Here is a 12995-nt window from a genome sequence, read left to right as displayed (position 1 = left end):
TCACCTCTATTTGTCCCGAATATCGTTCTCTTTCTCTAACGCAAATGGAGAATATAGGTTGCACTTCCCTCAATAAAGAAGGAGCAACTGCCTTGGCAGCTGCTTCTTCTTGGATTATAGAAGTTATTGAAGACGACTCAGCCTTTCCACTTCTAGAGAGGCAAGCAATAATGGACCTATGCCCATATAATGGTCTGATACGACGGCTTCAGAGATGTAATAGTCAAACGATCCATTGCGGTCTATGCTTAACCCAGCTCCATGGCAAATCTGATGAAGATGAACACCGTTGTCATCCTCCGTGACCAAATGACTTATTATACCATTGTAGCCTTGTTTCATGACTGCTCGGAATCCTGAGCTCAGGTACCCAAGCCGGAGTCCCTTGGCCATAGCGTATACAAACATAATGGAGCCAGAAGCTTCTAAGTAGTTCCCTTTGCGGCCACCTTGATCGAGCACTTGATGCCACAAGCCACTTGATGGATCTTGTACGCGAACCAAAGCGTGGCACATACGCTCGAATATACCTATAATCGTCCCTCTGCTCCGATGGGTAATGGGGAAATGCTCAAGGCTGTCAACAAGCGCCATAGCATACCATCCCATAGCCCGGCTCCAAAAGTGCGGAGACTGTCCAGTTACGGAATCGGCCCATTCCTGCTCCCCTGATTCATCCCATCCGTGATACAACAGGCCAGTGCGTTTATCGCGCGTTTTCCGTTCAATAAGCAGGAGCTGATGCGCAGCCTCATCAAAGAACGCTGGCTGATCACAAACCTTGGCATATTCTGCCATAAAGGGTGATGACATATACAATCCATCCAGCCACATTTGGTATGGATATATTTTTTTGTGCCAGAACCCGCCTTCCGAGGTGCGTGGGTGACTTGTGAGCTGGGCAGCCAATAGGTGAGCTGCCTGGACAAAGCGTTCATCGCCCGTGCTCTCCAGCAGCATGAACAGATTTTTGCCTTGATTAATCTGATCGAGGTTGTATTCTTCAAGGGAATAGGTGTTAATCATCCCGTTCTCCGTGATATAACCATTCATATGGCGCTGCATAAAGGCAGTATAGCTCGTATTGTGCAATTGCTTGCCCGCTCTACCCATTGCCATGAGCAGCATACCTGGTACATAAGCCCACCGTTCCAACGGATAAGGATGAAGACCATCCTCCCTGCATTGACTCATGATGGTATCGGCTATCCTATGAGACCACTGTAGTGGCTGGTAATCTGCTGGCTCAATTGAGGATTCGTTCATGAACATTGTGATACTCCTTTCCAATCTGAACAAGTTTATTTATACTATTGAATATCTGTGGACATGGAGGAATGACTATGGCAGCGACTGAAACTTCTTCCCCAAAATATGATTTGGATAACGGCAAGCTGAGCATTCAGCATATGAAACGCCAGGGGGCAACCGCAATGCCACGGCCGCATAGCCATTCCTCTATTGAGCTCTATTATCTGCTCGATGGCGAACGCGTCTACTTCGTGGATGGTCAAGTTGTAACCGTTCACAAAGGAGAGCTTATCATGATCGCAGAGCATGAATTACATGCTACGGCAAGCTCCGAAGTAGCGGAATTTGAACGTATTCTTATTAACTATGACCCTTCTATCCTGCTCCCTGCCCTCCAATCTATCGAGCTGCTGCCTTGCAGTCAGCGATTTCGCGTCTTTCCTCTCTCTCTCCGCGAGCAGGGAGAAGCTGAACGTATCATGAGCAGAATAGTAGAGGAGTGCCGCCAAGCTAAGCCCTATTTTGTACCAAGCTGCCTTTCGCTGCTCACTGAGCTTATCGTTGTACTCGGTCGATCCGAGCAGGTCGAAGCAGCCTTACTACCTCGCCATTCCCTGCACAACAAAGTATCGGAGATTGCGACTTATATCCGCGATCACTATGCTGAATCATTAACATTAGAGGAAATGGCCAAGCGCTATTTCTTGAGCACTTCTTATTTAAGCCGTATTTTCCATAAGCTTACCGGATTTCATTTTCGCGAATATATCATTCATATCCGTGTTCGCGAAGCGCAGCTTATGCTGGCACAATCTCGCACCAAAATTCAGGAAATTGCGTTCGATGTCGGTTTTGAGCATCTGTCCCATTTCAACAAAACGTTCAAAAAAGTGACCGGTCTGACGCCCCTTCAATATCGAAAGCAAGCCAGAACGGAACCTTCTAACTGGTAGGATGTTCCGGAATATACCTTGTACAGTGATGCAGCTGAATCTCAGGAAGAATAGTCGTACGCAAATTCAGCTGCTCCAGCCTCAGTCCATCGGCATAATGTGCAATAATTCCCTTCTTAGTCTCTGCGTAATACCCTTCTACAGTCAATTCAGTCAGCGGCATCTCCGGCAATCCATTCACTAGAAGAGCCGTCTCTCCACCTACACAAGTGAGATCCCGCAGCGTTATATTTCTGAATATCGGAGTTTCCTCCGTTGCTTCATAGAACTGTTCACTGAACTCCCCGGAGCCTTCAATCCCTGTGTAAAAGAGATTAAAGGATACTGCTTCTTGGGCAATAGCGGACATATAGATCCGTTCCATCACAATATCCTCTACTACGCCGCCGCGACCGCGGGCGCTTTTGAAGCGAAGGCCTATGTCTGTGTTCATGAGCTGACAGTCCGACACACGAACTGCCCTGACGCCGCCGGACATTTCACTCCCAATAACAACACCGCCATGACCGTGATACACCACGCAATTCCGAACGGTAACATACTCACATGCTAGTGCTCGTCTCCGCCCTTCCTCATTCTTCCCAGATTTCAAACAGATCGCATCGTCCCCTACATCGAACGTGCAATGCTCAATCCGTGCATGCCGGCAGGATTCAAGATCGATTCCATCTCCGTTCTGAGCATGCCAAGGATTACGGACGTTCAGATGGGCAGCGGTAATCTGCTCGCAGTTCTGAAGATGCAAGCACCAAGCGGGGGAGTTCTGGAAGGTTAAGCCTTCTAACAGCACTCGCTTGCAGCCGCGCAAGCTGAGCAGCGCTGGCCGCAAATAAGCTCTTGCCGGCAAATAATCATCAGCCTCCGCATCCTTTTGCTCGTGCAGAGAGCGAACAATCTCTTCGCCATGCATCGCTTCCGCAGATGGCCACCATAGATCCTCGGAGTTGCTCGTAACACCGCCGGAGCGTACCAATTGCTGCCACTGGGCTTCTGTCAGCTTGTTGCGTTTGACCGGTCGCCAGCCATTCCCGCCACCGTCATAAATCCCTTGGCCGGTCAATGCGATATCCTCCAGCTCCTCACCATCTAGAGGAGCCTGACAACGAACGGCACTACTGCCCTCGAAGTGCGACCAGAGAAGTGGGTAGAGCTCTGACTTGGGCTCAAATAAAATGAGTGCGCCTTCCTCGGCATGAATCTCCATGCGGCTCCGCAAGCTCCAAGGTCCAGTCCTCCATACGCCCGGTGGAATGATAAGTCGTCCTCCACCAGCTGCTGAGCAGGTATCTATAGCCTGTTGAAATAATTCAGTGCATAGCTCTAGAGGATTGGGACGATCGCCATACGTTAACAGATGGAACGTTCGGTCAGGTATCACCGGTGTAACAGGAATGGGATAATCGCTATTGTACATTTGTTTCATCAGATCTCCTTCTGTTATCTAATCCTTGCTGAACCAATCGAATTCGGTATAGTTATGCTTATAGCGGGGAGGTCAGGATAAAAGTCTGGAAGATAGGATTTCGGAAAGTTCACTGCCTCCCTCTGTTCAATATTGATCCCATTATAGTTCAAGGAAACATTATTTAATTGAGAAATCCTTGCTTATTTTTATATTTTTTATACATTCTTGTTCACATAAGCTGCTTTTTCATCCGGCTGCCTCCCTCCTACAGCAATGCGCAAAAAAGGCAGACGCTAGAAGCGCTGCCTTTTTACTTCAACTTATATTTACAGCTTATAACGATTGCAATGCCTCAGGAATCGGATCATGACCCGATACAAGATCAAATGAACGCTTGAACGTGTGTTTCTCATTCAGTGCAAGCATAATCGCATGGGCTACATCTTCACGTGGGATAGACCCATTGACGATATGGTCAGCTGCAGTGACCCTGCCCGTCCCTGGTTCATTTAATAGCGTCCCTGGGCGAATAATGGTGTAGGTTAACGTACTATGTTCCAGCATTTTATCAGCATAATGCTTAGCGGCATAATACGGCTTGATCGAATCATGCCAATTCTCTCGGTGATTCGCTTGGATCGCACTAACCATGATGAACCTGTTAATGCCCATTTTCTCAGCAGCTTCTATCGTTTTACAAGCACCATCAAGATCGATAAGAAGGGTCTTATCAAGCCCTGTACTTCCACCAGAGCCAGCGGTAAAGACGATAGCGTCGCAGCCTGCAGCAGCTGAAGCAATCTCATCTACTGTACCTTCTAGGTCTGCAACAACCGTTGCAATGCCGAGCTCATGATAAGCAGCTATTTGTTCTTTTTTGCGTACCATTGCAATGACTTCGTGCTCGGTGCTTTTACTTAATGCATCTATGAGGTGTTGTCCGATTTGCCCATTAGCTCCAACTACAAGAACCTTCATTAGATGACACTCCTCCAATAACGACTTTATTGTTCCTCATGCTTATAACATTATCCAATCACCAAGGAATAACTCGGAGGTTCTCGTCCACATTAGAATCCTGATGTGTATTGTCTTGGTACTGCTGTTTCTTTATTGAGCTTAGCTGCAGCCTCCAAGGACCAGTATGGATTTCTTAGTAAACCTCTTCCTATCGCCACTAGATCAGCTTCCTCATTCCCGACCACAGCATTGGCCAGCGTAGGATCATCAAGTCTCCCCACCGCAATAACGGGGATGTCCAGTGATTGTTTAATTTCTCTAGCTAACGGCACTTGATAGGCTGCATGCGTACCAGGTCTTCCCCATGCGGCAATAGGTCCCTCACCACCTGAAGAAATATCGAACATATCGACGCCAGCTTTTTGATATTCTTTGGCAAATTCTGTGCTTTCCTTGATCCCATATCCGCCTTCCACGTATTCCTTGGCCGAGATGCGCATGATTAGCGGCATGTCTTCAGGCATTACGGCTTTAGCTGCTGCTATAATTTCCTTGCCGAATAGGGTAAGGTCTTGGCCATATTCATCCTCCCGCTTATTCGTTAACGGGGAATGGAATTGATGGATCAGGTAGCCATGTGCACCATGAAGCTCAATCGTATCAACTCCTGCTTGGACAGCACGAGCTACGCTGCTGCGGAATTTCTCTACGATCTCCTTCACTTCTGTTGTTGTGAGTGCTCGCGGCATTTTGGATTTCTCATCGAATGGGATTGCGGACGGAGCGACCGGCACTTCTGCATCTTCCGCTTTACGTCCGGCATGAGCAATTTGGATGCCTACTTTGGCACCATAGCTGTGGCACGCGTCTACGATTTTCTTCAGAGCAGGAATCTGCTCATCCGACCAGAGACCAAGATCGAAATCAGAGATCCGACCATCCGGCTCTACGTCTGTCATTTCGATGATAATCAAGCCAGCCCCACCAATCGCACGGCTAACATAATGCAAATAATGCCAATCAGTCGCGACTCCGTCCTTCAAATCCACCGAATATTGGCACATAGGTGCCATGACAACTCGATTCTTAAGCTCCATACCTTTGTGCTTATAAGGGCTAAATAGATCCTTCATTATATAAAAACTCCTTCTTAACCATATTTATATGCATGCGCATGCAATTACAATAGCATATTTAATTTGTCGATGTCAACTGAACGAAGGTAGCGCAATTAGATTAGAAAAAACCAAAAAACCCGGAGTAGCCTCCGGGCAATGATTCAATCCTATTGCATTACTATTCCACTTCATTGCATTTCTTAATCAGGGTTTGCATCTCTTGTTGAAGCCCATCGTTTCCAAAGGCTTCTTGGAAAATTTCATTGAATGTAAGCATAGCTTTCTCCAGCTTCTGCTCTCCATATTCCGTTAAACCTGTGTAGACTCCTCTTCGATCATCTTCACATACATGTCTCTCCAAAGCTCCACAGTTATGGGCTTCCATTCTAACGACCAGCCGCGATATGGCGCTCTGGCTTAGACCGACCAGCTCTTGCAGCTGCTGCAATCTTAACTGCTTATTGCTCGTTTGCGACAAAAAATAGAGGACATAAAATTCTTTTAACGATAAGCTGTAGTTCTCCTGCAATGCGCTCTCTAGCTTGTTATTGAAGCTGGCTTGTATGTTCGTAAATGAAAGCCAATTATCTAAAAGTTCATTATTGGTGTTGGTATTCATCAAGCTTCACCTGCTCTAATTCAGAATATAGGGCCATTCGGCGGTTCTTACTCATCTGTTCTTCTTTGTGTTAAGAATATCATACCGTTTACCTTATAGCTATCATGTACATGATTAAAGCAAAAACCCAACCACTAATGGGCTGGGTTCTTGAAGTAGATAAGAGATTAGATCAGAATTGTCTTCTCACCATTATAAGCTCCGCTTGCTGTGAATTAATTCTGGGAGATTCCGCTAACCACTTGTTTCAAAGCATCTTGGATAGGAGTTACTGGACGACCCAGCAGCTTCTCCAAATCATTACTTTCGATTTCCAGGGCACCCTCTCTGATTCCGCTCTGGATAGCTACAAGAATGGGGATTACGAAATCAGGTACACCCGCTTCTGCCATAATTTCAGCAAATTTAACATCATCGACTTGTACAACAGGCACTTCTTTACCAATTACCGATACAACGGCAGCTACGATTTCCTCTTGCGTTAGAAGCTTTCCTCCAAGCTCGTAGACCGTATTCTCATGTCCATTACCGACGAGTACAGCTGCAGCTGCCTCCGCGTATTCTTGTCGAAGAGCCCAGCCTGCTCTGCCTGAGCCAGCTGAGGTTAACCATGGCTGTCCAGCAATCGCACCTTGAATATTGCCAACCTCATTCTCTAAATACCAGTTGTTACGTAAGAAAGAATAAGGAATACCCGTCTTCACAATCGCTTTTTCCGTAGCACGGTGTACAACAGCTAGGAATAGCGAGCTTTCTTGCGCATTAGTTGCACTGGTATAGGCAATGAATCCCACGTTCGCTCTTTGAGCTGCTTCTACTGCGTTCGTATGCTGTCTAATTCTCGTATCATTGTCCCCATCAGCCGAAATAATCAACAGTCGATCGATGCCTGCGAAGGCAGAATCCAAGGTATCGGGACGATCGAAGTCACCATGACGAACTTCTACACCTTGAGCCTTCAATCCTTCTGCTTTCTCAGGGCTGCGGACACTGACAGCCAATTGACTTGCTGGTACAGTTTTCAATAACGCTTCGATTACTTTTGCTCCCAATTGTCCAGTTGCACCTGTCACTAATAGTTTCATGTTAAATGACCTCCAAATTGTTTTTTTGTCATAACCATTATGGTTACAACGATGCTATAAAATAAAAGCTCTTATCGAGCTCTCATTATTAGAACTTTGCAGTTAGCTGACTTAAAGTCGTCTGTGCCAGCCTCTGCTCCATGGCGGACTGAGCTTCACTCAATTCGGACTGGAGAACACTCTCTATACTCTGTCCGACTATGCATCGCACATTAGAATCTTCGTGGACACCAAATAATTGGTTGTCTTCAATGACATTGACTGCGCGATAAATATCAAGCAGAGTAATATCATCAGGTGATTTGAGTAAAAAAGCTCCTCCTACTCCAGGACGTACATCCACTAACCCTGCTTTTTTCAGCATCCCCATTAATCTTCGGATCACTACCGGATTCGTATTCACGCTGCCCGCTATAAAATCACCAGTAACTTCCTCTGTACAAATAGCTATTAAGGAAAGGGTATGAACAGCCATAGAAAAGCGTGTGCTTATTTGCTTCAAGATTATCACCACCGATGTAACCAGTATAGTTACTACGAGAGAAGATGTCAACGCCATTTAATTGAGAGGATCAGAATCAATCCCTCTGTTACCACCAACTATCCCTTGAAAGGAATAACAGACTGCAGCAATTTAGTCGCATACTCACTTCTCGCCTCGTATAACCTGTCGCTCGCAAGCTCCTCGATGATATGTCCATCATTGAGAAACACAATACGATCGCATAATTTTGCTACAGCTTGTAGATCATGGGCAACAAACAAATAAGTCATGTTCATCTCTCTCTGAAGAGATTGCAGCAAATCTAAAATTTGTGCCTGCACGGAAACATCTAGTGAGCTGATCGCTTCATCCAGCACGATAAACTCTGGATTCGTAGAGATAGCACGAGCGATGCATACACGCTGCAGCTGCCCTCCGCTTAGCTCATGCGGATATTTACGGATCACAGCTTGAGGCAGCCCCACTTTATCCAGCAAATCCGCGATTCGTTTCTTATAGTCGCTTCTATTTTGCAGCGCAATCATAGGTTCAGCAATAATGCTCTCTATAGTGAAGTTAGGGTTCACAGAGGTTGTGTAGTCTTGAAAGACTACGCTCATCTTCCCCTTATTCTCATTCATCCACTGCGTGACTGGAAGACCTCCCACTCTTACCTCGCCGGATGTCGGCTGCTCCAGCCCTAGAATCATTCGGCTTAATGTACTTTTACCGCTGCCGCTTTCGCCAATCAAGCCAAGACATTCCCCTCTGTGAATATGAAACTGAATGCCTTTCAGAATAGCCGTATTCTGTTTTTTCAAGAACCCCTTGCTATAGCTTTTGGATAGATCGTTAACCTCTACGAACATTCACTCACTTCCGCTTCCATAGACTTGTGAAAAGGCTCAGACAACGTCATTCGAGTATCAATTAAATAACGGGTATATTCATGCTGTGGGTTAGAGAATATTGCTGCAGCTTCACCTGCTTCTACGCATTCCCCATCTTTCATAACGATCAAGTCATCGGCCAAATATTGGACAACACCTAAGTCATGCGAGATGAAAATGATGGACACGCCCATAACGGTACGAAGCAGCTTGAATTGCTCGACAATCGCCCGTTGATTAATGGAATCAAGCGCGGTGGTTGGTTCATCTGCGATAATAATATCAGGCTCTAGCATGATCGTAATTGCAATCATCACTCTCTGCAGCATACCGCCGGATAATTGATGCGGATACTTAGCCATCACCTGTTCGGGTTGATGCAAATGCACACGGTGCAGAGCTGTAACGGACAGCTTCTTTGCCTCTGCTTTGTTAATTCCCATATTTTCACGAAATGTCTCTATCATTTGTTGTCCAATCGTATCTAGCGGGTTGAAGGCTGTCATCGCATCCTGCACAATCATACATATTTTTTGTCCGCGGATTTTCCTTAGAGCATGGCCCGGCTGCTTCAGCAGATTGATTCCTTGATAATTAGCCTCTCCTGTTACTTGAAGCAAAGGAGAGACAAGACCTAGAATGGCTCTTGTCGTCATCGATTTGCCACTCCCGCTTTCCCCGACAATTCCGAGACACGAGTTCTCGCGAAGGGTGAAGCTGAGCTCTTTCACAAGCTGCAGATTCGTTCGGGAATCATTCACTGAAAGCTTTTTTATTTCGAGTAAAGACATGGACACGATCCCCTTTCCTTCTTTTCTTGCGATAGGTCTTCGGATTCATAGCGGAATGCAAGCTGTCGCCTAAGAAATTAAAGGCAGCTACAACGAGCAATATGGCAATACCTGGCGCAAGCATTTGCGTTGGATGGGTAATCATGACGTTCTTCGCATCACCGAGCATCATTCCCCATTCAGGTGTAGGAGCCTGTACGCCTAGTCCAAGGAAGGATAATGCGGATATGTTCAGGATCACCCAACCTGTGTCTAGAGTAGCGAATACCGAAACCTCTCCTGACACCCCTGTTAATAGATGCTTGCGCATGATATGACCCGTGCTGCAGCCGGATACCTTGGCGAATCGAATATAGTTCTTATCTGTATATTGGATGACAACCGAGCGGATCATCCGCGTATACCAGGCCCATTTGGCCATGATGTTGGCGATAACTACGTTCAATAAACCTGGACCCAGAATACCTACAATAGCAAGGATCATAACTTCTGCTGGAAAGGATAACATCATATCGCAAGCCCGCATGATGACCTCATCCACCTTGCCGCGGAAGAATCCAGCAAGCAACCCCAGAATAGTTCCTATTGTAATCGTAATGATGGTCGTTGCAATTGCATATAGAATGGTTGTCCGAACGCCATACAAGAGTCTAGAGAGTACACATCTCCCTAATTGATCCGTACCGAGCGGATAGGTTTGGCTGAATCGTGCATATTTCTCCACAATATTTACTGCGGTAGGATCATGTGGTGCAAGCCACGGAGCAGCAAGTCCTGCCATAATAACTAGTCCAATGAAACTCATACATAGCACGGCTACTTTATCTGAGACTAGGCGCTTCCATACATTCATGTTAACTTTCCTTTCTCAAGCGAGGATCCATTGCCGAATTGGCGAGATCAACCAACAGATTGAAGATGACGAACATGGCACCCATAATTAAAATATAGGCTTGAATAATCGGAAAGTCCGAGTTAAATATAGCGGTGACACATAAGCGGCCTATCCCGGGCCATGCGAATATATTTTCTACAACTACCGTTCCAGCTATGAGCTTAGGAATGGACATTCCAAGTGCAGTAATGGAGATCTGCAAGGAATTGCGGAACACTTTCCACACTATCGTTCGTTCCTTCAGCCCTCTAATTCTGGCATATAAGACATAATTCTCGTTCTTATTCTTAATCATATTGTTGCGAATCAGTCTGACATACGTCGCAATAAACACGAGAGAAAGTGTCAATGCAGGCAGCAGGACTGAGCTTGCCCCCTCCATTCCACTCGTTGGGAACCAATTGAGCCGCACAGCGAACAACCATATCAGCAAGATTCCGATCCAGAAGCTGGGCATAGAAGTTCCGATAAAAACGAACAGTCGCATGATGCGATCCAATAGGCTATCCTCATACATCGCGCTTAACACACCGATAACTGTGCTCACAACCATAATAATAACCAGCGACACGGCAGCCAGCTTCAGAGTAGCAGGCAGTGCCAATGCTATCTGCTCGCTGACAGGCTGCTTTGTAACATAGCTCATCCCGAAATCCCCTTGTATGCTGTTACCGATCCAGATGAAGTATCTCTCCAAGAATGGCTTATCGAGGCCAAGCGTCATTCTCATCGATTCAATCATTTCAGCTGTTGGCGTAACTTGATTCACCCTTAGAGCGATTTCAGCTGGGTCACTCGTTCTAAGATTGATTAATAGGAAGGCCAAGAACGATATGCCAATTAAGATGGGAATGATCGCAAATACTCGCTTCATCACATATTTCCCCAATGCCGATGCACCTCATCTTTCTAACATCTAAATGAAAAACCTCGCTGCCCGCTTCTCGTATCCAAGCGTGACAAACGAGGCTTACTGTTTATTTACTCTTCGAAATACATGTTCTCAAATGGAATTTCATATTGCGAGACGTTAAAGTCCACTCCCTGCAGTTCTTTGCTATGAACAGCTTTTGTTACAGAGTAAGTAAGCGGAATATAGACATTCTCTTCATGAATATAGGTAAGAATCTGCTTGTACATCTCTATGCGCTGCTCCTCGCTTTGTTCGACCATGAGCTCTGTTATCGTCTGATCGAGCCATGCCTTCTTCTCAAGACCTAACTGAGCTTGATAGTCCGCATGGGAAGGAACTCTCCAGGAAGACACATAGGTTTGAGGATCATAAGGCAGCCCCCAGGAAAGGGAATACATCAAATCGAATTCACCAGTCTTTTGACGATCAAAATAAGCTTGTTTTTCTTCTCCCACAATGTTCAGAGCGGCACCAACGAGCTTCAAATCGTTTTGCATGGACTCACTAATCGTTCGTTCCTGTGCATTATCAGAGTTATAGTAGATCGTAACTTCAAGCTTGAGACCATCCTTATAGCGATAGCCATCAGCTCCAAGCTCCCAGCCAGCTTGTGACAGCAGCTCTCCTGCCTTATCCGCATGATATGGAATACCAGTTAAGCCTGCATCAGCATACGGAATTGAGGGAGACAACAACGTGTCAGCTACTTTCTCAGTGCCATTCATGATGCCATCTGCAATCATGCCTTTGTTGATCGCATACATAAAAGCTTCGCGTACGAGAGGATCTTTCGTGGCAGATCGATTGGTATTCAATACGATGGCCCGTGAGCCTACTGGATGACTTATCACCGTTGTGTAAGACCCCTTCTCTGTCAGAGCCTTGAACGAATCGCTATCAATCATATCTCCGTCCGAACCGAACAAGAGGTCAACTTCTCCCTTTTCTAATGCAAGAAGAATGGTCTGATGATCAGGCATGACCTTCCATTTGATGGATTTAATCTTCGGTTTGTCGCCCCAATAACCTTCATTAATTTCAAACACTGCATATTGATTAAGCTTATGCTCCGTTAGAATATAAGGACCAGTTCCAGCATAGCCATTCACACCATTCGCAGTCGTTCCTTCGATGAAGCTCTTCGGTGAGATGAATCGGAATGGACGAGTAAGCCCCAGCTCCTCAAGTGTTGGATAATAGGGGTTCTTCAGCTCCAATTGGAACGTATGTTCATCGATAACCTCCGTTGACTTGATTTCTGCCACGAGGTTCAGCCAAGCGTTTTTCTCTATATTCTCGACTACAGCATCTACGTTCTTCTTCACTGCATCGGCATTGAATGGTTCTCCGTCAGTGAACTTCACGCCCTGCCGCAAATGAAAGGTATAGATTGTGCCATCCTCTGATATATCCCAGCTCTCTGCTAGAGCAGGCTTAATTCCTTCAGGTGTGTTAATGACCAGTGATTCGAACACTATATTCTGTGCAGGCATTTCACCTGCATATAGGTGAGGATTAATATCTCTAATATCCTTCGTGCTTGCAAATACTAATTCATCGTTCGTCTTAATCGAATCGCTTGTACCAGAGCTTGCGCACGCCGTGAGTAATACCATTGTAAAAATAAGTAC

General features: G+C 45.9%; 13 protein-coding genes. 1 reads left to right on the top strand and 12 read right to left on the bottom strand.

All coding sequences use genetic code 11. The features are described from left to right. Positions 1-123: 123 nt before the first annotated feature. Positions 124-1266 carry a glycoside hydrolase family 88/105 protein gene (locus AC6ESP_RS08240; protein ID WP_497096225.1) on the bottom strand — a complete coding sequence of 381 codons (1143 nt, stop codon included), beginning with the start codon at positions 1264-1266 and terminating at the stop codon, positions 124-126. Between the two features lie 77 nt (positions 1267-1343). Between AC6ESP_RS08240 and AC6ESP_RS08235 the strand changes: the two genes are divergently transcribed. Next, a complete protein-coding gene (locus AC6ESP_RS08235; RefSeq protein ID WP_497096224.1) occupies positions 1344-2204 on the top strand; it encodes an AraC family transcriptional regulator in 861 nt (286 codons plus the stop codon). Here the strand turns inward: AC6ESP_RS08235 and AC6ESP_RS08230 are convergent. From AC6ESP_RS08230 to nikA, 11 genes are all read right to left on the bottom strand, one after another. Continuing rightward, on the bottom strand, positions 2194-3627 hold the full coding sequence (locus AC6ESP_RS08230; RefSeq protein WP_497096223.1) for a glycoside hydrolase family 28 protein: 1434 nt from the start codon (positions 3625-3627) through the stop codon (positions 2194-2196). The two genes, AC6ESP_RS08235 and AC6ESP_RS08230, sit on opposite strands and share 11 nt — an antisense overlap. Positions 3628-3942: 315 nt before the next feature. Further along, the gene (locus tag AC6ESP_RS08225; protein ID WP_497096222.1) at positions 3943-4587 is read right to left on the bottom strand and encodes an SDR family oxidoreductase; all 645 of its coding nucleotides are present in this window, start codon (positions 4585-4587) and stop codon (positions 3943-3945) included. Between the two features lie 92 nt (positions 4588-4679). Continuing rightward, the gene (locus AC6ESP_RS08220; protein WP_497096221.1) at positions 4680-5702 is read right to left on the bottom strand and encodes an NADH:flavin oxidoreductase/NADH oxidase; all 1023 of its coding nucleotides are present in this window, start codon (positions 5700-5702) and stop codon (positions 4680-4682) included. Positions 5703-5865: 163 nt separating this feature from the next. Continuing rightward, on the bottom strand, positions 5866-6306 hold the full coding sequence (locus AC6ESP_RS08215) for a MarR family winged helix-turn-helix transcriptional regulator (protein ID WP_497096220.1): 441 nt from the start codon (positions 6304-6306) through the stop codon (positions 5866-5868). Positions 6307-6521: 215 nt separating this feature from the next. Next, a complete protein-coding gene (locus AC6ESP_RS08210) occupies positions 6522-7391 on the bottom strand; it encodes an SDR family oxidoreductase (protein WP_497096219.1) in 870 nt (289 codons plus the stop codon). A gap of 88 nt (positions 7392-7479) precedes the next feature. Beyond that, positions 7480-7893: an Rrf2 family transcriptional regulator gene (locus AC6ESP_RS08205; protein ID WP_497096218.1), complete on the bottom strand. Its 414-nt coding sequence runs from the start codon at positions 7891-7893 to the stop codon at positions 7480-7482. 98 nt (positions 7894-7991) lie between these two features. Further along, the gene (locus AC6ESP_RS08200; protein WP_497096217.1) at positions 7992-8744 is read right to left on the bottom strand and encodes an ABC transporter ATP-binding protein; all 753 of its coding nucleotides are present in this window, start codon (positions 8742-8744) and stop codon (positions 7992-7994) included. Further along, positions 8735-9556 (bottom strand): ABC transporter ATP-binding protein, encoded by an 822-nt coding sequence (locus tag AC6ESP_RS08195; RefSeq protein WP_497096216.1) that lies wholly within the window; start codon positions 9554-9556, stop codon positions 8735-8737. The genes AC6ESP_RS08200 and AC6ESP_RS08195 overlap by 10 nt, the downstream gene beginning before the upstream one ends. After that, on the bottom strand, positions 9519-10409 hold the full coding sequence (opp1C, locus tag AC6ESP_RS08190) for a nickel/cobalt ABC transporter permease (protein WP_497096215.1): 891 nt from the start codon (positions 10407-10409) through the stop codon (positions 9519-9521). Before opp1C ends, AC6ESP_RS08195 begins: the two co-directional genes overlap by 38 nt. Before the next feature lies 1 nt (position 10410). Further along, entirely contained in the window at positions 10411-11325 is a 915-nt protein-coding gene (gene opp1B / locus AC6ESP_RS08185) for a nickel/cobalt ABC transporter permease (protein WP_497096214.1), read from the bottom strand. A 107-nt stretch (positions 11326-11432) separates the two neighbouring features. Then, the gene (nikA, locus tag AC6ESP_RS08180; protein ID WP_497096322.1) at positions 11433-12980 is read right to left on the bottom strand and encodes a nickel ABC transporter substrate-binding protein; all 1548 of its coding nucleotides are present in this window, start codon (positions 12978-12980) and stop codon (positions 11433-11435) included. Positions 12981-12995 lie beyond the last annotated feature (15 nt).

This window comes from Paenibacillus xinjiangensis (assembly GCF_059686975.1).
The sequence above is the reverse complement of the archived record's forward strand: the minus strand, read 5'-3'. Positions and strand labels throughout refer to the sequence as shown.

Coding starts and splice junctions, on each gene's coding strand:
- opp1C (WP_497096215.1), bottom strand. CDS start 10,409: ATGAATGTATGGAAGCGCCTAGTCTCAGATAAAGTAGCCGTGCTATGT.
- opp1B (WP_497096214.1), bottom strand. CDS start 11,325: ATGAAGCGAGTATTTGCGATCATTCCCATCTTAATTGGCATATCGTTC.
- AC6ESP_RS08235 (WP_497096224.1), top strand. CDS start 1,344: ATGGCAGCGACTGAAACTTCTTCCCCAAAATATGATTTGGATAACGGC.
- AC6ESP_RS08200 (WP_497096217.1), bottom strand. CDS start 8,744: ATGTTCGTAGAGGTTAACGATCTATCCAAAAGCTATAGCAAGGGGTTC.
- AC6ESP_RS08240 (WP_497096225.1), bottom strand. CDS start 1,266: ATGAACGAATCCTCAATTGAGCCAGCAGATTACCAGCCACTACAGTGG.
- AC6ESP_RS08225 (WP_497096222.1), bottom strand. CDS start 4,587: ATGAAGGTTCTTGTAGTTGGAGCTAATGGGCAAATCGGACAACACCTC.
- AC6ESP_RS08220 (WP_497096221.1), bottom strand. CDS start 5,702: ATGAAGGATCTATTTAGCCCTTATAAGCACAAAGGTATGGAGCTTAAG.
- AC6ESP_RS08210 (WP_497096219.1), bottom strand. CDS start 7,391: ATGAAACTATTAGTGACAGGTGCAACTGGACAATTGGGAGCAAAAGTA.
- AC6ESP_RS08215 (WP_497096220.1), bottom strand. CDS start 6,306: ATGAATACCAACACCAATAATGAACTTTTAGATAATTGGCTTTCATTT.
- nikA (WP_497096322.1), bottom strand. CDS start 12,980: ATGGTATTACTCACGGCGTGCGCAAGCTCTGGTACAAGCGATTCGATT.
- AC6ESP_RS08230 (WP_497096223.1), bottom strand. CDS start 3,627: ATGAAACAAATGTACAATAGCGATTATCCCATTCCTGTTACACCGGTG.
- AC6ESP_RS08195 (WP_497096216.1), bottom strand. CDS start 9,556: ATGTCTTTACTCGAAATAAAAAAGCTTTCAGTGAATGATTCCCGAACG.